This window comes from Paenarthrobacter sp. Y-19 (genome assembly GCF_029223985.1).
Taxonomy (GTDB): Bacteria; Actinomycetota; Actinomycetes; order Actinomycetales; family Micrococcaceae; genus Arthrobacter; species Arthrobacter nicotinovorans.
Genome location: NZ_CP119414.1, coordinates 2,963,993 through 2,987,856 on the forward strand (window position 1 = coordinate 2,963,993; position 23,864 = coordinate 2,987,856).

Sequence of the window (23,864 nt, forward strand, 5' to 3'; positions counted from 1 at the left end):
CAGGGGATTAAGGATCAAAACGGTAGCCCATCCCCGCTTCCGTATGCAGGTGGCGGGGTTCAGCGGGGTCCCGTTCCAGCTTGCGCCTCAGCTGGGCGATGTAGACCCGCAGATACTGGGTTTCCTTGGCATAGGCCTGCCCCCAGACCTGGGTGAGGATCTGCTGCTGGCTGACCAGCTTGCCCTTGTTCCGGACCAGCAGCTCGAGGATGTTCCACTCAGTGGGGGTCAGCCGGACTTCGGCCCCGTCCTTCACTATCCGCTTGCCGGCCAGGTCCACCACGAAATCGGCGGTGGCCAACGTTGGCTCTTCGGCCCCGGTGACCACACGACGCGACGCCACCCGGAGCCGGGCAAGAAGCTCATCCAAACCGAAGGGCTTGGTCACGTAGTCGTCCGCACCGGCGTCGAGCGCCTCCACTTTGTCCTCCGAAGCGTGCCGGGCCGACAAAACGATAATGGGCATGCTGCTCCAGCCGCGGATGCGGCGGATGATCTCCACGCCATCGATGTCCGGCAAGCCAAGGTCCAGCACCACGATGTTGACCGGATGCTTCGCGGCCGCACTTAGCGCGTCGGCTCCGTTGCCCACTGTCAGGGCCTGGTATCCGTGGGCTTGGAGGGTGACCTGCATGGCCCGGGCAATGCGGGCCTCGTCCTCAACGATCAACACCAGCGTCACAGCGGATCACCTGCCCACAGCGGCAAGGTGACAACCATGGTCAAGCCGCCACCCGGCGTCGGCTCCGCCGCGAGCCTGCCGCCCATGGCCTCGCTGAAGCCCTTCGCCACGGCAAGCCCCAAACCGATTCCGCCGCCGGTCCCTGTTCCTCCCACGGGCGCGCCCGTAGACGAATCACCAAAGCGCTGGAACGGCTGGAACATGGTGAGGACCTCCTCGTGGCCCACACCCTTCCCGTGATCCGTGATCCGCAGTTCGCTGGCGGGCTGCTCCCCCAGGGTGATGCCCTCGCCGGTCCTGGCCGTCAGCACTACATCCGAGTCGGGGGCGTACTTCATGGCGTTCTCCACAATATTGGCGACAACCCGCTCCAGCATCCCTGCGTCCGCCTGGACGGGCGGCAGGTTGGGTGGCAGTTCGTTGCGCAGCCGCTCGTGCGGCACGCCCCGCAACGCGTCCGGCAGCACATCCGCCCATAAAATCCCGCTCAACAATGGATTTACTGCGTCGGCAGTAATGCGGGACATGTCCAGGAGGTTGTCCACCAGGTGGTCCAGGCGGTCCGCATAATCCTCGATGGTCTCCAACAGCTCCCGCTCGACTTCCCGGGGAAACGTCACATCCTCCTGCCGGAGACTGCTGACAGCGAGCTTGATTCCGGCCAAGGGAGTCCTCAAATCGTGGGACACCGCCCGGAGGATGGACGTCCTCATCTTGTTGCCCTCGGACAGCCGGATGTTGTCCCTCCTGCTCTTCACCAACTGCTGCCGCTCCCGCACCGCCACCACGAACGCGCCGAACGCCACCAGCATCCGCTGATGCTGCGGAGACAAGGGCCCTCCGCGCAGCAGCAACGTGTAATGCGGATCGACGACGGCGGCGTGGTCGGCAGCGGCATGCGTCACCGGCGGATTGGGGCCGGCGCTGGCGAGGACGCGCCATTCGGCAGGGGCGCCTCGGGCGGCGGTGGCCGTCGAGCCGAGGAGCGTCACGGCATCCATGCCGAGATTGCCGCGTACTTTCTCCAGGAAGGTCTCCAGGCTCCCATCCGAGCTCAGTATCCGGAGGGCAAGTTCACTCAGTGCCGTGGCCTCCGCCCCTGACCTTGCCGCTTCCTGCGCCCGGCGGCTGGCCAGGCCCACGGCCAAGGCCACTCCGCAGGCTACGGCCAGGAAGACGACCAAGGTGAACAACGTGGTGGGATCCGCAATGGACAACGAACCAACAGGGTCTGCGGAGAAGTAGTTAAGGAGGAAGCTGCCCAGGACCGCTGCCACTACGGCCGGCCAGAGACCCCCAATGGCCGCTACCGCTACAGCCACAGCCAGTTGGAGAAGCATGATCATGGCGAAGTTGCGGAAATTAAGGACAGTAACCGCCAGTTCCACCGCGGGCGGCAACAGAAGCGCCAGGACCAGTCCTGCCGTTACCCGTCCACGGCCGATACCGCGCACGGTGGGAAACCTCAGCAGCGCGCCGTCATCGCCGTTGCCCTGAGCCTCAGTTCCCGCCATGGCTACATCCTTACACGGTTCCAAAGGTGGGTACTTCTCCCCACTTTCCGCCGGGGTGAGTGCCTGCGGCGTTCGCAAGGACTAGGCTTGCTCTGAGCATTCCGGTCCCGGCGTGGCGCCGGGCACACCACGGTCTATCCAGGGGGATACACATGGACCCGAAAGACAGCCCTGACGCGGCCGGCAACAAAGGCAGCGGCGGGGACCACAACGATGCCTTCAACGCGGCCAACAACCCTCCCAAGCCGCCGCCATGGCAGGTACCGAAGCCGGAACTCCATCCTGAGCTCTTCACCCCTGTCGAAGACGGTCCGGAAGAGGGCGGAAAGCCGGCAAAGAACAAGCCGGCGAGGAACAAGAAGGTACCAGCCGGGGCAACAGCTGCCAGCGGCGCAGCAGGCCAACCCCAGCCGGGGCAACCCCTCCCCGTCGTGGACCCGTTCGAACGCGAACGCGAACGTGATGCCGCCGCCGCAGCCAAGAAGAAGAAGCGTTCCCAGCGCCGCACCGTCGTGGTGGGCTTGGGCGTGACGGCCCTGCTGGCTGGAACCATCACCGCCATCGTCGCCTCCAACGAGCAGGAAGCTGACTACGCCCAGGTCTGTTTCAACGAAGAAACCGGCGAGCGCGTCGACGATGACCAGTGCAACAACAGCAGCTCCGCAGGCCGGAGCTCCGGGGTTTATGCCTGGTACTTCTACTCGCGCGGTGCCAGTGTGCCCGCCGTCGGCCAGAACCGCAGCTCCTACCCGACCGCCACCAAGACCGTGCCCCAGGGAGCCAAGTCCTCCACGGGATACAGCACCAAGGGCGGCACGGTCAGTCGTGGTGGCTTCGGCAGCAGTTCCAAAAGCGGCGGAAGCTCGGGAGGCTAGGCGTGCGTCGACTGCACTCCGCGCCCAGGCCGGACTGGAAGCAAAAGATCGAAGAACAGGGCCTGGTTTTCTCCACCACCACCATGCCCGATGGCCGCAAGATCGAGTACTGGAACGAATCGGCCTACTACGAGTTCACCATGGACGAGGTGGAAACCCTCGAGAAGACCGCCGAGGACATGCACCTCATGTGCCTGGAGGCAGCGAAGTACCTTGCCAGCGGCGCCATGGGCGACATCGGCATCGGCCGCCAGGCGCTGGAGCTTGCCGCCGAATCGCTCCAAGCCGGGGACATGGACATCTACGGCCGCTTCGACTTCATTTATGACGGCAAAGGCGGCCCGGCGAAAATGCTGGAGTACAACGCCGACACCCCCACCGGACTGATCGAAGCGTCGGTTGCCCAGTGGTTCTGGTTGCAGGATGTCTTCCCGGAGAAGGACCAATGGAACGGCATCCACGAGGCCCTGATCCGGCAGTGGAAGAAATTGCAGTTCCGCACCGGCATGAGCACCCTGCATGTTGCCCATTCCGAAGCCGAGGAGTCCGGCGAGGACTGGATGACGGCTGCCTACATGCGCGATGTGGCCAGCCAGGGCGGCTGGACCACCATCGGCATCAACATGTCCGACATCGGCTGGGATCCCAACCTGAACCGGTTCGTGGACCTGGACAATTTCATGATCAGCACCATGTTCAAGCTGTACCCGTGGGAACTGATGATGAAGGAGCCTTTCGGGCACCGCCTTTTGCAGCGCGCCCACAACCCGCGCTGGGTGGAACCGGCATGGAAAATGCTGCTGTCCAACAAAGCCCTGCTGGCCGCCCTGTGGCACCTCTACCCGAACCATGAAAACCTCTTGCCCGCCTACCTGGGAGACCCCGGACCGCTGAAGGAATGGGTGGCCAAGCCACTTCACGGACGCGAGGGAGACAACATCCGGATCCATGCACCCGGCATCGACATCTCCCAGCCCGGCGGATATGGCAGGGAAGGCTGGTGCTACCAGCAGTACCATCCGCTCCCCGACTACGACGGAAACCACCCGGTCCTGGGCCTGTGGGTGGTGGACGGCGAGTCTGTAGGGTGCGGAATCCGCGAGTCGGACGGGCCCATCACGGACTACTTCTGCCGCTTTGTTCCCAACACCATCGACTCCCCCGCGCCTGTCGCGCCCCCTGCTACTTCCTATGGAGCTGCACTATGAGCACTGAAACCTCGACGCCGGGTGGCGGCACGGCGGGCGGCGACCGTACCGCCGTCGTACCTTCCAAAGGCCTCCACGCAGGGATCCTGGACCTGGGTGACTCCGTCATGCTGGGCCTGGCGTCCACCGCGCCTGTGTACTCGCTGGCGGCCACGCTGGGCCTCATTGTTGCTGTCAACGGGAACTACACACCGTTGATCCTGGTCCTCGGATTCATCCCCGTCCTGTTTATTGCCTATGCCTTCCGTGAACTCAACAGCGCCATGCCGGACTGTGGAACAACGTTCTTCTGGGCCCGCAAAGCGTTTGGTCCGTGGGCCGGCTGGCTGGGAGGTTGGGGCGTGGCCCTTGCCGGGATCGTGGTGCTGGCAAATCTTGCCCAGATCGCCGGGAAGTACCTCTGGCTGCTGGTGGGGGATGGTTCATTGGCGGAGAACAAGTGGCTGGTGACCGCGACCGGCGTGCTGTTCATCGTGTTCATGACCTACGTGAACCACCGCGGCATCAGGCTGGGCGAACACGTCCAGAGGACACTGACTTACATCCAGTACATCTCGCTGGGCATCTTCGCGGTCGCGATCATTTTCCGGATCGCCGGCGGCGCGCCCGAAGGGCAGGCGTTCGACTTTGAATGGTTCAACCCCGCTGGGGCGTTCGCCGATCCCGGTGCCGTGGTCCACGGCGCCTTGCTGGCGTTGTTCATTTACTGGGGTTGGGACACCTGCCTCGCCCTGAACGAAGAAACCGAGAACCCGGCCAAGACTCCCGGGCGCGGTGCCGTGATCTCTGCTTCCGTGCTGGTGGCGATCTACGTTTCCGTCGCCCTGCTGGTGATGATGTACGCGACCATTGGAACCGAGGGCATCGGACTGGGCAACGAAGCAAACCAGGACGACGTCTTCCTGGCCATGAAGGATGTCGTTCTCGGCCCCTGGGGCTGGCTGATAGTCGTCGCCGTCCTGGCGTCCGTCCTGTCCTCCACGCAGACCACCATCCTGCCGACGGCGCGCGGCACACTGTCCATGGGTGTGCACGGTGCTCTCCCTGCACGCTTCGGCAAGGTCCACGAGCGCTTCATGACGCCGGGCTTCTCCACCCAGGTGATGGGCGCGGTGGCCGTGGTCTACTACGTGGCCATGAGCTTCCTGAGCGAGAACCTGCTCTCCGACTCCATCAGCGCCATCAGCCTGTTCATCGCTTTCTACTACGCACTGTCCGGGTTCTCCTGCGTCTGGTACTTCCGCTCGACACTCCGGGACTCCGCCCGCAATCTCTGGTTCCGGGGCATCCTTCCACTCCTGGGCGCGCTGTCACTCACAGCGGCGTTCTTCATCTCCGCGGTCCAGATGTGGGACCCGGCGTACGGCGATACGCAGATCTTCGGGATCGGCGGAGCTTTCGTGAGCGGCGTGCTGCTCCTGGCACTCGGCGTGGTCCTGGCAATTGTGTGCCGTTTCGCTCCCTCCACCCGGGCTTACTTCACGGGTGAGCGGGCCGACGCCGGAGTGGTACGCGGCGAGTAGCGGGCAGCTCAACTGCGGAGTCGGGGCAGCTCAGCTGCGGAGTCGGGGCAGCTCAGCTGCGGACTTGGGGCTGCTCAGTTGCGGACTTGGGCTGCGGCCCACTCCCGCAGTCGTGTGGGAACGTCCGGCACCTCGTCAGTGCGGATAGCGTTCCGGCGCAGCGCCCCGAGCCAGCACGCAAGGATGGCGACGGCGCAGAAAACGCCGGCGCTGGAGGCCATGATCCACATACCGGGCGTCTGGACGTTCAGGTCAGCGGCGCCGAGCATTGTGCCGATGGTCTTGGGCGAGAAGAAGAACACCAGGGTGGCGAGAACGAGAACAGCTGACATCACCGTCCGCTGGGCCTTCAGGCGCACCGGGGTGTCCTTGATGGTCCAGGCAAACGCGGGCAGGACCACGGCCATCCAGACCCAGTGGTGAGACCAGGAAACCGGGCTGATGAGGAGCATGGCCAGGGCTGTCGTGGAGACGGCTACGACCCGGGCACCCTGTTGGCTCGCTGCCCTGATCAGGAAGGCCGCCAGCACCAACGTGCCCAGGCTCAGGGCGAGCCAGGGCAAGGTCACGGCATCCTGGGGTACTCCGAAGTGCAGCAGCGCACCCTTGATGGAAAGGTTGTCCACGTAGCCGGCCCCGCCGATCCGGGAGGTGTCGGGCAGGATCTCCAACCAGAACTTCAAGGACTCCGCCGGGCGCACAACCCAGCCAAGCAGGACGGTAAAGGCGAATCCCAGGGACATGTTCGCCAGGCCACGCCAGTCTTTGCGCATCAGGAAATACAGTCCGAACACCAGGGGTGTCAGCTTGATGCCTGCGGCGACACCCACCAGGAACCCGCTTGCCCGGGAACCCCTGCGCCTGGAGAGCACCAGCAAGTCCAGCACCATGAGGCCCATCAGCAGGATGTTGATCTGGCCAAAGGCCAACGTCTCGCGCCACGGTCCCAGGAAGAGGATCGCAAGGAAGAGGGCTGCAGCAATCCAACAGCCCTTCGTGGAGGAGAGCGCGCCCCGGAGGTCTGTCTTGGATGACCAGTAACGGACAATCGTGACCGCCACCCATCCGGCCACGGCCACACCGGCAACGTTGAAAAGGTTGAGGGCCACGGATTGCGGCAACCGGGCCAACAACCCAAACACCAGCGCGGCAAAGGGCGGGTAGGTGAAAGGAAGCTGCGGACCACCGGCCGTCGCCACGGTTGGCCCATAAAGGTCCGAGGGTGAGGCACCGGCCTGGTTCAGGATGCTCCCGCCGAACCAGTACACGCTGAAGTCCAGGCCCTGTTTGGCCCATTCGGCGAGCATGATCCACACCGGAAACACCACCGCCGCCACGGGCAGCAGTCGCAGCAGCACCGAAGACGTCGGCGCAGTTCTTTGTGGTCGCGAGGCGGCCGCTGTGGCCCTTGGATCGACGTCGGGCAGTGCCATACAAAATCCCCCAAAATAGCAAAGTCTCAATGGGGGAAGTGCGTCGCCCCCGCACCCATCCTACTGAAGGGCCTCCAGGCATCCGCTGAAGCGGGTGGAGCTCCGGCAGGTGCGGGCGCCTACGATGCTGGAATGAGAGATTCAACGACGAACACCTCCGACGTCCTAGCCCTGGACTCCTTGCTTTCGGATGAAGAGCTGGCCCTACGCGATAAAGTCCGCGATTACACCAGCCAGCGGATCCGCCCGAACATCTCACGCTGGTACGAAGACGCGGTCTTTCCCCGGGAGATCGCTCCTGAACTGGGCGAGCTCGGCGTCCTGGGCATGCACCTGGACGGTTACGGCTGTCCCGGCCGGACCGCCGTCGAATATGGCTTGGCAGCCATGGAGCTGGAAGCCGGCGATTCCGGCATCCGGACCTTCGTCTCGGTGCAGGGTTCACTCGCCATGACCGCCATCCACAAGTGGGGCTCGGAGGAGCAGAAGGAGCAATGGCTCCCCCGGATGGCTGCGGGCGAACTGATCGGCTGCTTCGCGCTGACCGAACCGACGGCAGGATCCGATCCGTCGTCCATGACCACCGAGGCCCGTGAGACATCCGAGGGCTGGATTCTCCACGGCGCCAAGCGCTGGATCGGCCTCGCCTCCATTGCCGATGTGATGGTGGTGTGGGCAAAGACTGATGACGGCATCCGCGGCTTCCTTGTTCCAGCCGGGACGGACGGCGTCACCGCCACGCCGATCGAGCCGAAGCTCTCCATGCGCGCGTCCGTTCAGTGCGATGTAACGTTCGACGCCGTCCGGCTGGGGCCGGCGGCAATCCTCCCGGGTGCCCTGGGACTGAGGGGCCCGTTCTCCTGCTTGAACGAGGCACGCTACGGAATCGCGTGGGGCGCCATGGGGGCGGCGCGTGATTCCTACGAGGCCGCACTTTCCTATGCCGCTGACCGTTTGCAGTTCGGGCGACCGTTGTCCGGCTATCAGCTCACCCAGGAGAAGCTGGTGAACATGCTGCTGGAGATCCAGAAGGGCACCATGCTGGCCCTTCACCTCGGCCGGTTGAAGGATGCCGGGCAGCTCCAGCCGCAGCAGATTTCCATGGGCAAGCTCAACAATGTCCGGGAAGCCATCAAGATCGCCCGCGAAGCCCGCACCATCCTGGGCGGCAACGGCGTCACACTGGACTACTCGCCCCTTCGGCACGCCAGCAACCTGGAATCGGTAAGAACGTACGAGGGCACGGACGAGGTCCACACCCTGATCCTGGGCCAACACATCACGGGCATCGGGGCGTTCCGCGGCTGACCCGCCCACGCGGCTGCCCCAACTGGCCTGCTGACCCCTAGTTGGGTTCCGGGAGGATCACCAGTTCCAGGTAGCCGCGAAGGCCCTTGGCCACGTCCACCTGGTCCGGGGCAAGGAGCCATTGGGTTTGGAGTCCGTCCCAGAGAGCCACCAAGGAGGTCGCAGCTTGGTCCGGATCCACGCCCGGGCGGAGCCTGCCAACAGCTGCGAGTTCCTCGAACCGCCGGCCGTAGCTTGCGCGCAACCGCTCGTAGCGCTCGGTGAAGTAGTCCCGGCCAGGGTGCTCATCCGTGACCGATTCGGCGCAGAGGACCGTATAAAGCTCGATCACTCCGGGAATGTCCTCGTTGTAGAGGGCCGTCCGGATGACGGAATCGGCCAAGCCCTCTTCCATGTCGTCGGGGAAAGCGCCACTGGTGATCTCGTCCCGACGTTCCAGGACGGACATCAGGAGGTCGCGCTTGGACGGGAAATAGTGCAGCAAGCTTGTCTGGCTCATCCCTGCACGGTCCGCGACGTCCTGCAGCGATCCCCCGCGGTAGCCACGGGCAGCGAACACCGCATGCGCAGCGTCCAGAATCGTCTGGCGCCGTTCCTCGGATTTCGCGTAAGGGCCGCGCTTCGCTGCGCGGGCCACGTCCTTTGTGGTCATGGCTAGCCAGTGTACGCGGATCCCGGCCCCTCTTGAAATTCGAGTGACCACTCGAATTATCTGTTACCGTGGTCACAATCGACGTGCCGGGGCCCGCCCTCCGGGTGCCGGCAGCGTCAACCTGACACAAAGAGGTGAAGGCTCATGACCCGTTTCACTCGAAGACAACTTCTGGGCGCTGGCCTGGGCACGGCAGCCATGGGGCTGCTGTCCGGCTGCGCAACTCCGGGAACCCAGTCCGTGAACAGTGCACCAACCATCCCCACCGCCAGTGGTCCTGTGCGGCTTACGTATTGGGCTTGGTTGAAGGACTTCCAGAACGTTGCCGACATCTGGAATGCAGCGAATCCAAACATCCAAGTGGACGTCGTCTGGATCCCCGGCGGCAACGCAGGCGGCTACCAGAAGCTCTACTCGGCACTGGCGGCCGGGGGCGGCCCGGATCTGGCGCAGGTTGAGCTGCGGTCGATTCCGGAGTTCATGCTGGTCAACGGGCTGGTGGACATCTCCCGCTACGGCGCCAACGACCACGCGCACCTCTACGACCCCACCTTGTGGAAACAGGTCAGCTACACCGGCGGCGTCTACGGAATACCCCAGGACTCAGGTCCGATGGCCATGTTCTACCAGCCGGCCATTCTGGACAAGGTGGGCGGCACTCCCCCTAAAACCTGGGACGAATGGGCCGGACTGGCCCGCGAGCTTCGTTCCGTGGACACGTACCTGGACTGCTTCCCGATCAGCGACGCCTCACCCTTCGCTTCTTTCGCCGGACAGGCAGGAGCCGCATGGCTGCGTCCGGAGGAGGATGGCTGGGTCATCAACATGACCGACGACGCCACGCTCAACACCGCGCGCTTCTTCGACAAAGCGATCGACGACGACCTCGTCACCACTGCGTACGGCGCCTTCTCACCGGGCTGGTTCGCTGCCGCAGGCAAGGGCGGCATTGCCTCCACCGTCACCGGCAGCTGGGGCGATGCCCTGGTCGAGGGCGTCAGCGGTTCGGAGGGAAAGTGGCGCGTCGCCCCCATGCCCACGTGGGGCGGCACCGGATTCGGCTCCAGCTACCTTGGCGGTTCCACCGCAGCCGTCCTGGCCAACAGCAAGCACCCCAAGGAAGCGGTGGAGTTCGCCGTCTGGCTGACAACCTCGAAAGAAGGCATCGACGCCGAGATCAAAAACAGCGGCATCGGGTGGTCGCCGAATCCCGATTTCATTGGCACGGACCGGCAACAACCTTCGGCTTTCTTCGGCGGCCAGAACTACAACCAGGACATCTTCGTCCCGGCAGCCCAGCAGCAAAACCCTGAATGGTCCTGGTGGCCCGTGACCCAGCAGTCCTTCAACATCCTCAGTGACGGTTTCCGGACGAAGGCCTTCGGGACCTCCCTGGTGGACTCGATTGCCGCTTCCGAGCAACAAATCATCACCGTTTTCAAGAACAAGGGCCTCACCATCCGGAAGGAAGCGGCATGACGACCACCCGTATGGCACCTACCGCAGAGCGTCACGAAGAAGCACCCCGCCGGAGCAAGCGCACCGGCGCAGCGGCGCGCGCGCCCTGGCTTCTCCTGGCCCCGTTCCTGGCGCTTTTCGCCCTCACGTTCCTGCTGCCCATTGTGGTGGCGATCCTCTCCAGCTTCACCAAGGTGACCAGGAGCGGGCTCTTCGGCGAGGCCGGCGTGACCAGTGAGTTCGCCGGGTTCGGCAACTATGCCCAGGCTTTGGCAGACGGCAGTTTCGTGGCATCGATCGGCCGCATGCTGCTGTTCGGCATCGTCCAGGTCCCCGTCATGATCGTCCTCTGCACTGTCCTGGCTTTGATGTTGGAATCGGCATCGGCCAAATGGCCCGGCTTCTTCCGCGCCGCCTACTTCATGCCCTACGGCGTTCCCGGCGTCATTGCCACCATCCTGTGGTCCTTCCTCTATGTGCCCGGCCTCAGCCCCCTGTTCGACGCGGCCAAGCTCGTCGGCCTTACCCCGGACTTCCTGGGCGCCAACAGCGTGTTGTGGTCCATCGCCAACATCGTCACCTGGAGTTACACCGGCTACAACATGCTGATCATCGTGGCGCAGCTCAAGGCCATTCCGGTGGAACTCTACGAGGCGGCAAAGGTGGACGGAGCGTCCACCTGGCGGGTTGCCCGCAGCATCCAGCTTCCCCTGATCCGTCCGGCCCTCATGCTCACCACGGTGTTTTCGATCATCGGCACCCTGCAGTTGTTCGCTGAAGCGCAGGTCCTCAAAACCGTGGCCCCTGCCATTGACAGCCAGTACACGCCCAACCTGAGCGCCTACACCACGGCCTTCGCCTACAACGACTACAACGTCGCGGCCGCCCAGTCGGTCATCATCGCCGTCGCCGCCTTCACCCTTTCGTTCGCCTTCCTCGCACTGACCAACAGGAAGTCATCATGACCGCTACAGCTACCAAGTCACCCGCGACAGCCGCTGCCAAGGCCCGGTCCGCGGGTCCGGACCGATCAGCCGGACGACGCCGGTCGTCCACCATCATTGTCACCGCCCTTTTGGTGGTGGTTGCCCTCTACTTCCTGATTCCCGTGTACTGGGTCTTCGTCGCCTCCACGAAGTCCACGTCCGACCTTTTCTCCACCAATGGCTTCTGGTTCGCTCCCACGTTCTCCCTGTGGGAAAACATCGGCCGCGTAGTCAGCTACGACAACGGAATCTTTGGCCGCTGGTTCCTGAACTCGGCCATCTACGCCGGCGTCGGCGCGCTCCTGGCCACGTACTTCGCGGCAGCAGGCGGCTACGCCCTGGCCAAGTACGAGTTCAAGGGACGCAACCTGGTGTTCGGCACCATCCTCGGCGGCGTGCTGGTTCCCGGTACAGCGACGGCGCTTCCGTTGTTCCTGCTGTTCAGCCAGATGGGCCTGGCCAACACGTACTGGAGTGTGTTGTTGCCTTCGCTGGTCTCGCCGTTCGGTCTGTTCCTGTGCAGGATCTACGCGCAGGCAACGGTGGACACTTCGCTGATCGAGGCCGCCAGGATCGATGGCGCCGGCGAACTCCGCATCTTCCATACCATCGGGCTCAAGGTGCTGACCCCTGCGCTGGTCACGGTGTTCCTGTTCCAGCTGGTCGGTATCTGGAACAACTACTTCCTGCCGCTGGTCATGCTCTCCGACTCCGAGCTCTACCCCATCACTTTGGGCCTGAACAACTGGCTCAGCCAGGTGGACCGCTTGCCCGAATTCTACGAACTGACTACCGGCGGGGTGCTGCTTTCCATCATTCCGCTCAGCATCGCCATGATTGTCCTGCAGCGCTTCTGGCGCGGTGGACTGACAGAAGGAGCCGTCAAGTAAATGACCACCTACCAAACAGCCGGCTACATCACGGATCCAGGGCCGGGCACGGGCAACCGCCTCTCGGCGCGGAGCTGGCTGCACAGCGATGCGCCCGCTCTTTCATTGAACGGCCAGTGGCGGTTCCGCCTGTTGCCCGGGGCGCCGGGTACCCCGGGCGGACGCGGCGTCCTCCCTGCGGGCGAAGCAGTGGAGGGTGTTGCCGCAGAGGACCTGGACGATTCCGGCTGGGACCGGATCCCCGTTCCCGCGCACTGGGTGTTGGAGGGAGACGGCGCCTACGGGCGGCCCATCTACACCAACGTCCAGTTTCCGTTCCCCACGGATGCACCCCATGTCCCGGACGAAAACCCCACCGGCGATTATCGCCGGACGTTCGAGCTCCCCTCGGATTGGAACACGGCAGACAGGACAGTACTGCGTTTCGACGGCGTCGAGTCCCGCTACAAGGTGTGGCTCAACGGTACCGAGATCGGAGTGGGGACAGGCAGCCGCCTGGCCCAGGAATTCGACATCACCGACACCGTCCGTGCGGGCCTGAACGTCATAGCTGTCCGCGTTCATCAGTGGTCCGCATCGAGCTACATCGAGGACCAGGACCAGTGGTGGATGCCCGGCATCTTCCGCGATGTGACACTACAAGCCCGGCCACGGAAGGGTCTCGACGACGTATGGTTGCGGACGTCCTTCACCGCCGGCGCCGGGATCATTGACCCGGAGATCACGGCAAGTGAGGCCGCCTACCCGGTTCGCCTGTCCGTCCCCGAACTGGAGATCGACGTCGTCTGGAACTCCGCCGCCGACGTCGCCCCGGTGGCGGTTCCCGCCGTCGAGCCTTGGTCCGCGGAGGTTCCGCGCCTCTACAACGCGACGGTGGCCAGCGAAGGCGAGACCGTTTCGCTGCGGTTGGGCTTCCGGACCGTGGAAATCCGGGGCGACCGGTTCCTGGTGAACGGCCGGCGCGTGGTGTTCCACGGCGTGAACAGGCATGAGACGCATCCGGACCGCGGCCGCGTGTTCGACGAGGACTTTGCCCGCGCGGACCTGGCCATGATGAAGCAGTTCAACGTCAACGCGATCCGCACCAGCCACTACCCGCCGCACCCCCGCTTGCTGGACATCGCGGACGAACTGGGTTTCTGGGTGATTCTGGAATGCGACCTGGAGACCCACGGTTTCGAACGGCACGGCTGGGTGGGCAACCCCAGCGACGACCCCGCCTGGCGTGAGGCGTACAGGGACCGCATGGAACGCACGGTGGAGCGGGACAAGAACCATCCCTCCATCGTCATGTGGTCGCTGGGCAACGAGTCCGGTACCGGCGCCAACCTCGCTGCGATGTCCGCGTGGACCCACGCCCGCGATGCCGGCCGCCCCGTCCACTACGAGGGTGACTACACGGGCGCCTATACGGACGTGTACTCGCGGATGTACTCGTCCGTACCGGAAACAGAGGCGATCGGGCGCGATGATTCAGGCTCCCTTCTGCTCGGCTGCTCCGCTGCGGAGTCGGCCCGGCAACGCACCAAGCCCTTCATCCTGTGCGAGTACGTGCACGCCATGGGCAACGGCCCGGGCGCGATCGACCAATACGAGGACCTGGTGGACCGTTACCCCCGGCTGCACGGCGGCTTCGTCTGGGAGTGGCGGGACCACGGCATCAGGACCACCACCGCCGACGGCACGGAATTCTTCGCCTACGGCGGGGACTTCGGCGAGGTAGTGCACGACGGCAACTTCGTGATGGACGGCATGGTGCTGTCCGACTCCACGCCGAGCCCGGGCCTCTTTGAGTACAAGCAGATCGTCGCACCGATCCGCTTGGGCTTCTCCACCGAAACGAACGACGGCGGCACTCGCCGCTTCGTCTCCGTCGCCAACCTGAGGCACACCGCTGATGCGTCGGATGTCGTGCTGCGCTGGCGAACCGAGGTGGACGGCGTGCTTGGCGTGTCCGGGGAGCTCGACGTTGTTGATTCCACGGGCGCGTCACTCGGCGCCGGTAGCACGGCGCGCATTGAACTTCCACCGTTGGACAGTAATGGAAGCGGCGAACACTGGCTCACGGTTGAGGCGGTGCTCCGCAAGGACACTGCCTGGGCCGAGGCCGGGCACGTGATCTCCGCGGCACAGCTGGAACTGGCGGTGACACGTCCCCGCTTGTCAGCCCCGCGACCCCTCGGATCGGCCGGACGGGCCATGGCGGCGGTGGATTCAACGCTCAACCTTGGACCTGCCCGGTTCGAAGAAGGACGCCTGGTTTCGCTGGCCGGGCTGCCGGTTGGCGGTCCCCGTCTGGAGTTGTGGCGCGCCCCTACGGATAACGACGCCGGCGCCGGACGCGGCAGCTACGACCTCGCTGATCCGTGGCTCAACAACGGCGACGGCGTTCCGGCCCCGTCCATGGAAACCGTCTGGCGCGCCGCTGGCCTGGACCGGCTCACGGGCCGGGTTGAAAAGGTCTCCGCCGACGATTCGGGGGTGGTGATCCAGACCCGCTACTCCGCAGCCGACACCGCCCGTTGGGTCTCCGTGGAGGAAAACTGGCAAGTGTCCGGGGGCGAACTGTGGCTTCGCGTGGACATCGTACCGAGCACCGGTTGGGACATCATCTGGCCACGGGTGGGCGTCCGCTTGGATCTTCCAGGTTCCGTGGATGGCGCGTCGTGGTTCGGCACGGGCCCCCGCGAGTCCTACCCCGACAGCATGCACGCGACACTGGTGGGACGGTATTCGGCAGGAATCGACGAGCTCGCAGTTCCGTACGCCAAACCCCAGGAGTCGGGTCATCGCAGTGCCGTACGGTCACTGGAACTGCAGGACTCCGGTAGTCCTTGGTTGCAGTTCAATGCGTTCCCGGACTCCCGTGGCCGCCTGCCGGGCTTCACGCTTTCCCGGTACACAGCCCAGGAGATCTCCGCAGCCGCACACCCGCATGAGCTGCCGGCGAGCCAAGGCAGCTACCTGTACCTGGACGCGGCACAGCACGGCCTAGGTTCCAGGGCATGCGGACCGGACGTCTGGCCGGATTACGCCTTGCGGCCCGAAGCCCGGTCGCTGACCTTCCGGATCACCGCAGCGGGCTAGTACCCCTTCCGTTGTGGGACCCGCTCTGCGCGACTCCAGAGGAGAATGGAGCGCAGAGCGGGCCCCGCAACATCGTCAGGCAACTGCGATGGGTTCCTTCTTCGCCGCGTCCTTGCGGATGGTGGCACTGATGACCGCAGCCACCGTGCACATGGCTGCCGCCCCCAGCCAGGCGTAGTTGTAGTGACCGGTGGCGTCGCGGATGAACCCGGCAGCCAGGGCGGCCGCAGCGGCCCCGAGCTGGTGGGCGGCAAACACCCAGCCGAACACCACAGAACCGTCTGCGCCGAACACCGAGCGGCAGATGGCTGCGGTGGGCGGCACGGTGGCTACCCAATCGAGCCCGTACACCACCACGAAGATGATCATGCTCGGTTCCACGGATGAGCCCAGCAGCAACGGCAGAACCAGCAGCCCGATCCCCCGGAACTGGTAGTACACGGCCAACAGGACTTTCGGGTTGAACCTGTCGGTCAGCCAGCCGGAAGCGATGGTCCCCACGATGTCGAAAATCCCGACGACGGCCAACAAGCCTGCCGCCGTGGTTTCGGGCATGCCGTGATCGTGTGCCGACGGAATGAAGTGCGTGCCGATCAGCCCATTGGTGGTGGCTCCACAAATCGCGAAGCCCGCGGCCAAGGCCCAGAACGTCCGCACTTTGGCGGCCCGCTTGAGCACCTGCAGGGCTCGGACGGCAGCGTTCGCGGAGTCTTTGGGAAGCGCAGGCTCAGGCTTGCCTGACGCCGCAGGGGTGGCTCCGGCGTCGGCGGCGTGAACCACCGGTTCCTCAGCCCCATAAGGCAACACCCCGACGTCGGCCGGCGAGTTCCGCAACCACCGCAGCACCAGCGGTACCACTGCGAGCGCACCCGCAGCGATAAGGAGGGAGGCTCCACGCCACCCGGGGTTCTGCGCAAGGGCGGCAATGAAGGGCAGGAACACCAGCTGGCCGGCGGCACTTCCTGCCGTGAGGATGCCGATGACCAGGCCGCGGCTCTTGGCGAACCAGGTGTTGGCGATGGTCGCCGCGAAGACGAGTGCCATGGATCCCGTTCCCAGCCCGATGAGCACTCCCCACGTAAGCAGGATCTGCCACGACTGGTTCACCAGGACCGTCAAAGCTGAACCCAGACCGATCAGGCACAGCGCCAACGCGGTTACCTTGCGGATGCCGAAGCGTTCCATGAGGGCCGCAGCGAAAGGTGCCGTCAGCCCGAAGAGAACCAGGTTGATGCTGACAGCCAAGGACAACACCGTGGTGGACCAGCCGAACTCCTGCTGCAACGGGACCATCAGCACGCCGGGTGCTGCACGGAAACCGGCAGCTCCCACCAGCGCAAGGAAGGCCACTGCCGCCACGATCCAGGCGGGGTGGAGACGGCGACGCTTGCCGGAAGGAAGCCGCGGCGGTTCGGTGGGGACCCCTGTGACGTCGGGAGCGGTCATGCGGGGATCTCCGTTTCAGAGGGAGCTGCTGTGCTTGCTTCAGATGGCGCCACGGCGAGCGGAACCGGGTGGTCCGTCCGCTTGAAGCTGTGCCAGCTCGTGTTGGCGGCGGTCAGGCGGGTGCCGCAGTGGGTGCAGGTATCGGCCGACGACGTCGCCTGTCCGCAGTCCGTGTGGATGACCCGCATGTGGGATACCTCGTTGGGTGCGTCCAAGTGTTTCTCTGCCCAGATGATGATGGCGTTCAGGACGGGCAGGGAGTCCTCGCCCTTGGCGGTGAGGACATACTCCTGCCGTGTGCGGCTCCCGTCCTGGTAGGGGCGCTGTGCCAGCAAACCGGCCTCGAGCAACCATCCCAAGCGCTTGCTGAGGACTGTATCGGCTACTTCGAGCCGTTGCTTGATGGCGTCGAAACGGCCGTTGCCGAAGAAAATTTCCCGCAGCACCAGGCTTCCCCAGGGATCTCCGAGGACATCAAGGCCACGGGCGAGGCTGCACGTGCGGGCAGACCAGTCAGAGCGAAGAGGCATGCGAACCAAGCTAGTTGACTTTCCTAAAGAAAGCTAGAGGATGACGGCGACACACCCTGCAGGTTCTGCCAGGTTCACTCACGGTTCATCTGGGGTGCCTACGCTTGCCGGGTCTACTCTGACCACGAAAGGCACCCTGAATGTCCTTGAACAACCCTGACATGGTGAAACGTTCAACCGAATCTCCCGGAATCTCCCGGCGTGGATTCCTCGGCACGGCCGCGGCAGCGACGGCGCTGGCGGCAGCCGGATCGCTGCTTCCCCCCCTCCGTGCAGGCGGCGATGGCCAGGCCAACCCCGCCGGGGAGCCTGCAATCCATCAAGCACGTGATCGTGCTGATGCAGGAGAACCGCTCCTTTGACCACTACTTCGGTTCGCTCCGCGGAGTCCGGGGTTACGGCGACCATTCCGTCACCCGGCTGCCCAACGGAAAATCCATGTTCGAACAGCCACGCGCCACCGGGGAAACCGTCCTGCCGTTCTCCCTGCGCAAGGCAGCCGAACTCGCGGGACGTCCCGGAACCGACATCCAATACCTGGGTGACCTCGACCATTCCTTCAAAGGGACCACCCGGGCGTGGAACAACGGCTGGTGCGATCAGTGGATTCCTGCCAAGAGCGCATCCACCATGACCTTCTACGAGCGCCAGGACATCCCGCTGCAATACGAGCTCGCAGACACCTTCACCATTTGCGACGCCTACCATTGCTCCGTCAACGGCTCCACCAATCCCAACCGCAACTACCTCTGGAGCGGTACCACCGGCAAGGAGCCCGGCACGAACAACCGGGCTGTGACCAATGCGGCCTACGGCTATGACCACGGCGGCTACGACTGGACCACCTACCCTGAACGGCTGGAACAGGCCGGGGTCTCATGGAGGATCTACCAGGACTGGGACAAATTCACGGACAACGCCGTGGAGTACTTCCAGACCTTCAAAGTGATCGGGCGGAAGATGCTGGCCTCGGTTGACGGCAAGCTGCGCACCACCGAGGAGTTCTACGACCAACTGGCAGGCAAGACGGCCGACGAGCAGGAGCATCTCCTGGCCCAGCTGGAGAAGGGCCGCGCCACCCTCACGGAGGCCGAAAGGTCGCTCTTCGACAAAGCCATGTGGCGTGGCCGCCCGGACACCCTCCTGGAACGGCTCAGCGCCGACATCACCTCAGGCACCCTCCCCCAGGTCAGCTGGTTGGTACCGTCGGCCGCCGACTCCGAACATCCCGGAGCCTCGACACCGGTGGGCAGCGCAAACTTCGTCTACCGCCTCCTGGACACGGTAGCGAGCAACCCCGAGACCTGGGACAGCACCGCGATCTTCCTCAACTTCGACGAAAACGATGGCTACTTCGACCACGTCCCGCCACCCGTCCAGCCGCGGCCGTCAACAGGCGAATCCGCCGACTGGACCACGGCGCTGCCCATCGGGCTGGGTCCACGGGTACCGATGTCGGTGGTCTCCCCCTGGACGGTGGGTGGCTATGTCAGCTCCGAAATCTTCGACCACACCTCAGTCCTTCGCTTCCTCGAACGCTGGACCGGGGTGCAGGAACCCAATATCTCTCCCTGGCGCCGGGAAGTCTGCGGCGACCTGACCGGCGTCTTCAATTTCAGCTCGCCAGGTAAGCCGCCGGTTCTGGACCACCCAGCATCCGTGCCCGCCAAGATCAGCCGTTGGCGGCCCACCCCACCCGCCGTCCAAGTGGCGCCGATCCAGGAAAGTGGCACGCGCCCGGCCAGGCCCCTCCCCTACCGCCCGCAGGTTTCGGCCGCTGTGCTGCCCGGCAAAATCACCCTGGCACTGGGGAACTCAGGCTCCCGGTCGACCCATTTCGCCATCTACGGTTACGCCGGCGAAGTCACGGAGCCACGGCATGTGGACGTCCTCGGGAATGCCACGGTGGAGCTCGCGCCTGCCTCAGGCGGGTTCGACGTCGTCGTCACCGGCCCCAACCGTTTCCAGTACGAACTGAAGGGAACGACGGCGGGCGCGGCGTCCGGCGTCGACGTTTCAGTCAACGGACGCCGCGGCAACAAGGCCGTGGAACTGGAAGTGCGCAACAACGGCAAGGCCACAGTGACCCTGATTCTGAAGTCGCTGCAGTACGCACAGGGCCACGAAAGTGTGAAGCTCAAAGCCGGGCACTCGAAGAAGATCGGCTGGGAAACCTTGAACGGTTGGTATGACCTGGAGGTCACCGCTGCCGAGGACGCTACGTTCCGACGCCGGCTGACCGGTCGCCAGGAAGACGGACAGGAAGGCATCTCCGGCTAGCGGACGATTGGCGCATCCTGCCCTTGTCCTGCCTCCTCACCGCAAAAGGGTGTGGCAGGCGGGCAAGGGCGGGGTGCCCTGCGTGGAGGGGTCAGCGCTGTTTCAGGCTGGTTCCACCGGGAACCAGTCCGGCCCGGGACGGGTGGTACGCCAATGCCCAATAGACCATCATCGCGATCCCGCACACCACGCCCAGGCTCGACACCATGAGTTGCCACTGGGTCTGGGGGTCTTTGCCCCATTCGGCAGCGCCCGCCCACACGGCCAGGTTCTTGGGCGTCATGTAAAAGGCAACGGTGGAGCACGCCACAATGACCCACCCCGCGAGTCGCATCCGTCCGTTGCGGGACGGCACCCGGTGCATCGCAAAGGCCATGCTGGGCAGGGCAACGGCAACCCAAACCCAGTGATGCGACCACGACACCGGACTGATCAGGAGCATCAGAACGGCTGTGGCGGATACTGCCACGAAATTCTCATCTACAGCCACCGACCACTTGATGACGAGGCCGGCGACGACCACCAGTGCCAAGGACAGCACCATCCACACCAGGTTGGTGACCGAAGAGTCCGGCATGCCGAAGTGGAGGAGCAGGCCCTTGACGGACAGATTGTCGACGTAGGCCGGCCCGCCGATCCGGCCGGTATCAGGAAGGATCTTGGTCCAGAAATCCAGCGAAGCCTGGGGCAGTACAGCCCAGGCCACCGCAATCGAACCAAAGAACCCGGCGGCCATCCACCCCAGGGCTTTGAAGTCGCGACGGACCAGGAAGTACAAACCAAAGGCCAGAGGAGTGAGCTTCACCCCGGCAGCCAGGCCGATCAGCAAACCCGCAGGCCACCGGATGGCACCCGCACGGGCTTTCCCGTACAGGGCGAAGTCAGCCAGGATCACGCCCATCAGGATGATGTTGATCTGCCCGAAGACGAACGTGTCACGCCACGGACCCAGGAACAGAATGGCACCGGTTCCCAGCAGCGCCGTGGTCCTGAAACGGTAATCGGAAAAAGCCTCCCGCCAGGTCTTCAGGCCGAAGAAGTGCCTGGCCAGCCAGGCGGCCACAATGGCGGCACCGGCAAGGGCCACCAGAATGAAAACCATACTGGCCGCGAAGAACCCCAGCGCCGCCAGCCCGGCAAAGAGCAGGGCGGCGAACGGCGGATAGGTAAACGGCAATCCATCACGGATGGCGTAGAGGTCACCGCCCTCCATGACTTTGCCACCGCCGTAGAAGTAGACCTCGAAGTCGTTCAGGGCGGGCTCGTAGTACGCGTACAGGAAGCACACTGCCACCACGAGGGCCAAGGCTGCTGCCACCGTGAGGATCCAGCCCCGTTTGGTGGAGGAAGCCACCAGCTGTGAAGGAGAAGCCGCCATGTCAGCCGTTGCTGATCTTGGCGAAAGCTTGTTCAAGATCCGCGATCAGGTCCTCGGCTTCCTCGATGCCGCAGGACAGGCGCAGGAGGTTGACGGGGACAGCCAGTTCCGTACCCTTCACGGAAGCATGCGTCATTTCCGACGGGTAGTTCATGAGGGACTCGATGCCGCCCAGCGATTCGGCAAGCGTGAACACGGACGTGTTCTCGGCAACGGTCCGCGCTGCAGCCTCTCCACCCTTGAACTGCACGGACACCATGCCGCCGAACTTCTTCATCTGCTTCGCGGCAAGCTCGTGGCCGGGGTGGTCCGGCAGGCCCGGGTACAGCACAGCTTCCACCTCCGGACGCTGCAGCAGCCACTCGGCCACGGCCTGGCCGTTGTCACTGTGGCGGTCCATGCGGACACCCAGGGTCTTCAAGCCACGGGTGGTCAGGAAGGCGTCCATGGGACCGGAAACGGCGCCCACGGCAAACTGGATGAAGCCGATCTTTTCGGCCAGTTCGGCGTCCTTGACCACAATGGCGCCGCCCACGACGTCGGAGTGCCCGCCAATGTACTTGGTGGTCGAGTGGACCACGACGTCGGCGCCCAGGGCGAGCGGGGTCTGCAGGTAGGGAGACGCAAAGGTGTTGTCGACCACCAGGAGGGCCCCGGCGTCGTGCGCCACGGCGGCGAGCGCCGCGATGTCGGTGATCTTCATCATCGGGTTGGAGGGCGTCTCAACCCACACCATGCGGGTCTTGTTCGCGGCAACCGCGGCAGCAACGGCGTCGAGGTCTGACATGTCCACCGGGGTGTTTCCGATGCCCCAGTCGCCGAGCACGCGGTTGATGAGCCGGTAGGTGCCACCGTAGGCGTCGTTGCCAAGAACGATGTGGTCACCGGGACGGGCCACAGCACGGATCAGGGAGTCTTCCGCGGCGAGTCCGGAACCGAAGGAGAATGCGGCTGAGCCACCTTCCAGGGCTGCCAGTTGTTCCTGGAGGGCATCGCGGGTGGGGTTGCCGCCGCGGCCGTACTCATAGCCCGAACGCAGGTTGCCAATCCCGTCCTGGGCGTAGGTTGAGCTGAAGTGCAGGGGCGGGACAACCGCGCCGGTGCGGGGTTCGAAGGCCTGTCCGGCGTGGACAGCGCGCGTGTTGAACCCGGCGTTGGTGTTGGCAGACATGGAAGCTCCTCTTTGTTCGTTCAACGGTATGGATGAAGCGGGGCGCTTCAGTTGCTCAGGTAGGCGAGAAGGTCGTGGCGGGTCAGGATGCCCACCGGAGCGCCGGCGAAAGTCACCATGACGGTATCGACGTCGGACAGCAGCTCGCGCGCGGCAGAAATGGTCTCCAATGAGCCGATCACCGGGAGACGCTCCCCCATGTGCTCTGCGATCTTGTCCGTGAGCTTCGCTTCACCCCGGAACAGCTTGCTGGTGAGGCTTCGCTCGTCCACCGCGCCCAGGACTTCGCCCATCACCACCGGGGGCTCCTGCGAGAGGACCGGGATGTGCGAGACGCCGAATTCGTTCATGATGTTGATGACGTCGCGGACGGACTCGTTGGGGTGGATATGGACCAGGTCCGGCATTTCTCCCGTCTTGGATTTGAGCACCTCGCCCACGGAAGCTTCTTCGCCCCCGGAAAGGAAGCCGTAGGAGCGCATCCACTGGTCGTTGAAGATCTTGGCAAGGTAGCCACGGCCAGAGTCAGGAAGGATGACCACCACCACGGCGGACTCGTCCAGGTCCTTGGCAGCCTGCAGCGCAGCCACCACCGCCATGCCCGAGGAACCGCCCACCAGGAGGCCCTCTTCCCTTGCCAGGCGGCGGGTCATGGCGAAGGAATCGGCATCCGAAACAGCAATGACGTCATCCGGGACGGCACGATCGTAATTGGCGGGCCACATGTCCTCGCCCACGCCTTCGACGAAGTAAGGACGGCCGGTACCGCCGGAGTAGACCGAACCTTCCGGGTCCGCGCCGATAATCTTGACCGGGCCGCCGTCGGACTCCGGCCGGTCAGCCGAAACCTGCTTGAGGTACCGGCCGGTGCCGGTGATGGTGCCGCCGGTGCCGGCTCCGATCACCACGTGCGTGACGCGGCCATCGGTGTCGTTCCAGATTTCAGGGCCGGTGGACTCGAAGTGGCTGCCGGGGGCGGCCGGATTGGAGAACTGGTCCGGCTTGAAGGCACCCGGGATTTCTTTGACCAGGCGGTCAGAGACACCGTAGTAACTTTGCGGGCTGTCAGGAGCCACGGCGGTGGGGGTCACCACCACGTCGGCGCCATACGCCTTCAGGACAGCACGCTTGTCCTCGCCCACCTTGTCCGGGACCACGAAAACGCACTTGTAGCCCTTCTGCTGGGCGACGAGGGCCAGCCCTACGCCCGTGTTGCCCGACGTCGGCTCCACGATGGTTCCGCCCGGCTTGAGGCGTCCGTCTTTCTCGGCCTCTTCAATCATCTTCACGGCGATCCGGTCCTTGATGGATCCGCCGGGATTGATGTATTCGAGCTTGACCAGGACCGTGGCCCTGATCCCGTCCGTAACGTGGTTGAGCTTGATGAGCGGCGTATTGCCGATGAGGTCCAACACGGACTGGGCGTACTTCATAGATACAAAG

The 23,864-nt window shown here is 64.5% G+C and carries 19 protein-coding genes; 10 read left to right on the forward strand and 9 right to left on the reverse strand.

Features of this window, described 5'->3' with window-relative positions:
* Positions 1–7: 7 nt before the first annotated feature.
* A complete protein-coding gene (locus PYR64_RS13900) occupies positions 8–682 on the reverse strand; it encodes a response regulator (RefSeq protein ID WP_018776752.1) in 675 nt (224 codons plus the stop codon).
* Positions 679–2,196, reverse strand: coding sequence for an ATP-binding protein (locus tag PYR64_RS13905; RefSeq protein WP_275775755.1), 1,518 nt, complete (start codon positions 2,194–2,196; stop codon positions 679–681). The genes PYR64_RS13900 and PYR64_RS13905 overlap by 4 nt, the downstream gene beginning before the upstream one ends.
* Positions 2,197–2,348: 152 nt before the next feature.
* Between PYR64_RS13905 and PYR64_RS13910 the strand changes: the two genes are divergently transcribed.
* From PYR64_RS13910 to PYR64_RS13920, 3 genes are read left to right on the forward strand one after another with little or no spacing between them, the layout of a single operon-like run.
* A complete protein-coding gene (locus tag PYR64_RS13910; RefSeq protein WP_275775758.1) occupies positions 2,349–3,071 on the forward strand; it encodes a Tat pathway signal protein in 723 nt (240 codons plus the stop codon).
* Positions 3,072–3,073: 2 nt separating this feature from the next.
* Positions 3,074–4,279, forward strand: a complete 1,206-nt coding sequence (locus PYR64_RS13915; protein ID WP_018776755.1) for a glutathionylspermidine synthase family protein — start codon at positions 3,074–3,076, stop codon at positions 4,277–4,279.
* Entirely contained in the window at positions 4,276–5,802 is a 1,527-nt protein-coding gene (locus tag PYR64_RS13920) for an APC family permease (RefSeq protein ID WP_275775760.1), read from the forward strand. Before PYR64_RS13915 ends, PYR64_RS13920 begins: the two co-directional genes overlap by 4 nt.
* 74 nt (positions 5,803–5,876) lie before the next feature.
* Here the strand turns inward: PYR64_RS13920 and PYR64_RS13925 are convergent, their stop codons facing one another.
* The gene (locus PYR64_RS13925; RefSeq protein ID WP_275775762.1) at positions 5,877–7,235 is read right to left on the reverse strand and encodes a glycosyltransferase 87 family protein; all 1,359 of its coding nucleotides are present in this window, start codon (positions 7,233–7,235) and stop codon (positions 5,877–5,879) included.
* A gap of 132 nt (positions 7,236–7,367) precedes the next feature.
* Between PYR64_RS13925 and PYR64_RS13930 the strand changes: the two genes are divergently transcribed.
* Positions 7,368–8,543 carry an acyl-CoA dehydrogenase family protein gene (locus PYR64_RS13930; RefSeq protein ID WP_275775764.1) on the forward strand — a complete coding sequence of 392 codons (1,176 nt, stop codon included), beginning with the start codon at positions 7,368–7,370 and terminating at the stop codon, positions 8,541–8,543.
* Positions 8,544–8,580: 37 nt separating this feature from the next.
* Here PYR64_RS13930 and PYR64_RS13935 read toward each other — a convergent pair whose 3' ends face one another.
* Positions 8,581–9,195: a TetR/AcrR family transcriptional regulator gene (locus PYR64_RS13935; protein ID WP_018776759.1), complete on the reverse strand. Its 615-nt coding sequence runs from the start codon at positions 9,193–9,195 to the stop codon at positions 8,581–8,583.
* Between the two features lie 144 nt (positions 9,196–9,339).
* On the opposite strand from PYR64_RS13935, the gene PYR64_RS13940 reads away from it, so the two are divergent.
* The 4 genes from PYR64_RS13940 to PYR64_RS13955 are packed head-to-tail and all read left to right on the forward strand — an operon-like array spanning position 9,340 to position 15,616.
* Positions 9,340–10,674, forward strand: coding sequence for an extracellular solute-binding protein (locus PYR64_RS13940; RefSeq protein ID WP_275775766.1), 1,335 nt, complete (start codon positions 9,340–9,342; stop codon positions 10,672–10,674).
* A complete protein-coding gene (locus PYR64_RS13945; protein ID WP_275775768.1) occupies positions 10,671–11,618 on the forward strand; it encodes a sugar ABC transporter permease in 948 nt (315 codons plus the stop codon). Before PYR64_RS13940 ends, PYR64_RS13945 begins: the two co-directional genes overlap by 4 nt.
* Positions 11,615–12,529 (forward strand): carbohydrate ABC transporter permease, encoded by a 915-nt coding sequence (locus PYR64_RS13950; protein WP_039242474.1) that lies wholly within the window; start codon positions 11,615–11,617, stop codon positions 12,527–12,529. Before PYR64_RS13945 ends, PYR64_RS13950 begins: the two co-directional genes overlap by 4 nt.
* Positions 12,530–15,616: a glycoside hydrolase family 2 TIM barrel-domain containing protein gene (locus tag PYR64_RS13955; protein ID WP_275775771.1), complete on the forward strand. Its 3,087-nt coding sequence runs from the start codon at positions 12,530–12,532 to the stop codon at positions 15,614–15,616.
* Positions 15,617–15,691: 75 nt separating this feature from the next.
* Here the strand turns inward: PYR64_RS13955 and PYR64_RS13960 are convergent, their stop codons facing one another.
* Both PYR64_RS13960 and PYR64_RS13965 read right to left on the reverse strand, forming a co-directional pair.
* On the reverse strand, positions 15,692–17,062 hold the full coding sequence (locus tag PYR64_RS13960) for an MFS transporter (RefSeq protein ID WP_275775773.1): 1,371 nt from the start codon (positions 17,060–17,062) through the stop codon (positions 15,692–15,694).
* Positions 17,059–17,592 carry a helix-turn-helix domain-containing protein gene (locus PYR64_RS13965; RefSeq protein ID WP_055971564.1) on the reverse strand — a complete coding sequence of 178 codons (534 nt, stop codon included), beginning with the start codon at positions 17,590–17,592 and terminating at the stop codon, positions 17,059–17,061. Before PYR64_RS13965 ends, PYR64_RS13960 begins: the two co-directional genes overlap by 4 nt.
* 161 nt (positions 17,593–17,753) lie before the next feature.
* Here PYR64_RS13965 and PYR64_RS13970 point away from each other — a divergent pair, with 161 nt between their 5' ends.
* The gene (locus tag PYR64_RS13970) at positions 17,754–17,954 is read left to right on the forward strand and encodes a twin-arginine translocation signal domain-containing protein (protein WP_275779964.1); all 201 of its coding nucleotides are present in this window, start codon (positions 17,754–17,756) and stop codon (positions 17,952–17,954) included.
* On the forward strand, positions 17,875–19,872 hold the full coding sequence (locus tag PYR64_RS13975; RefSeq protein WP_275775775.1) for a phospholipase C, phosphocholine-specific: 1,998 nt from the start codon (positions 17,875–17,877) through the stop codon (positions 19,870–19,872). Before PYR64_RS13970 ends, PYR64_RS13975 begins: the two co-directional genes overlap by 80 nt.
* A gap of 91 nt (positions 19,873–19,963) precedes the next feature.
* Here the strand turns inward: PYR64_RS13975 and PYR64_RS13980 are convergent, their stop codons facing one another.
* The 3 genes from PYR64_RS13980 to PYR64_RS13990 are packed head-to-tail and all read right to left on the reverse strand — an operon-like array spanning position 19,964 to position 23,854.
* Positions 19,964–21,250: a glycosyltransferase 87 family protein gene (locus PYR64_RS13980; RefSeq protein WP_275775777.1), complete on the reverse strand. Its 1,287-nt coding sequence runs from the start codon at positions 21,248–21,250 to the stop codon at positions 19,964–19,966.
* A 1-nt stretch (position 21,251) separates the two neighbouring features.
* On the reverse strand, positions 21,252–22,421 hold the full coding sequence (locus PYR64_RS13985; RefSeq protein WP_018776768.1) for a cystathionine gamma-synthase: 1,170 nt from the start codon (positions 22,419–22,421) through the stop codon (positions 21,252–21,254).
* A 47-nt stretch (positions 22,422–22,468) separates the two neighbouring features.
* Entirely contained in the window at positions 22,469–23,854 is a 1,386-nt protein-coding gene (locus PYR64_RS13990; RefSeq protein WP_039242485.1) for a cystathionine beta-synthase, read from the reverse strand.
* Positions 23,855–23,864: the final 10 nt, after the last annotated feature.

Excerpts from the sequence above, each read along its gene's own strand:
- PYR64_RS13930 (WP_275775764.1), top strand. The coding sequence starts at position 7,368 with ATGAGAGATTCAACGACGAACACCTCCGACGTCCTAGCCCTGGACTCC.
- PYR64_RS13910 (WP_275775758.1), top strand. The coding sequence starts at position 2,349 with ATGGACCCGAAAGACAGCCCTGACGCGGCCGGCAACAAAGGCAGCGGC.
- PYR64_RS13955 (WP_275775771.1), top strand. The coding sequence starts at position 12,530 with ATGACCACCTACCAAACAGCCGGCTACATCACGGATCCAGGGCCGGGC.
- PYR64_RS13975 (WP_275775775.1), top strand. The coding sequence starts at position 17,875 with ATGGCCAGGCCAACCCCGCCGGGGAGCCTGCAATCCATCAAGCACGTG.
- PYR64_RS13940 (WP_275775766.1), top strand. The coding sequence starts at position 9,340 with ATGACCCGTTTCACTCGAAGACAACTTCTGGGCGCTGGCCTGGGCACG.
- PYR64_RS13970 (WP_275779964.1), top strand. The coding sequence starts at position 17,754 with ATGGTGAAACGTTCAACCGAATCTCCCGGAATCTCCCGGCGTGGATTC.
- PYR64_RS13935 (WP_018776759.1), bottom strand. The coding sequence starts at position 9,195 with ATGACCACAAAGGACGTGGCCCGCGCAGCGAAGCGCGGCCCTTACGCG.
- PYR64_RS13945 (WP_275775768.1), top strand. The coding sequence starts at position 10,671 with ATGACGACCACCCGTATGGCACCTACCGCAGAGCGTCACGAAGAAGCA.
- PYR64_RS13990 (WP_039242485.1), bottom strand. The coding sequence starts at position 23,854 with ATGAAGTACGCCCAGTCCGTGTTGGACCTCATCGGCAATACGCCGCTC.
- PYR64_RS13980 (WP_275775777.1), bottom strand. The coding sequence starts at position 21,250 with ATGGCGGCTTCTCCTTCACAGCTGGTGGCTTCCTCCACCAAACGGGGC.
- PYR64_RS13960 (WP_275775773.1), bottom strand. The coding sequence starts at position 17,062 with ATGACCGCTCCCGACGTCACAGGGGTCCCCACCGAACCGCCGCGGCTT.
- PYR64_RS13985 (WP_018776768.1), bottom strand. The coding sequence starts at position 22,421 with ATGTCTGCCAACACCAACGCCGGGTTCAACACGCGCGCTGTCCACGCC.
- PYR64_RS13925 (WP_275775762.1), bottom strand. The coding sequence starts at position 7,235 with ATGGCACTGCCCGACGTCGATCCAAGGGCCACAGCGGCCGCCTCGCGA.
- PYR64_RS13950 (WP_039242474.1), top strand. The coding sequence starts at position 11,615 with ATGACCGCTACAGCTACCAAGTCACCCGCGACAGCCGCTGCCAAGGCC.
- PYR64_RS13905 (WP_275775755.1), bottom strand. The coding sequence starts at position 2,196 with ATGGCGGGAACTGAGGCTCAGGGCAACGGCGATGACGGCGCGCTGCTG.
- PYR64_RS13920 (WP_275775760.1), top strand. The coding sequence starts at position 4,276 with ATGAGCACTGAAACCTCGACGCCGGGTGGCGGCACGGCGGGCGGCGAC.
- PYR64_RS13965 (WP_055971564.1), bottom strand. The coding sequence starts at position 17,592 with ATGCCTCTTCGCTCTGACTGGTCTGCCCGCACGTGCAGCCTCGCCCGT.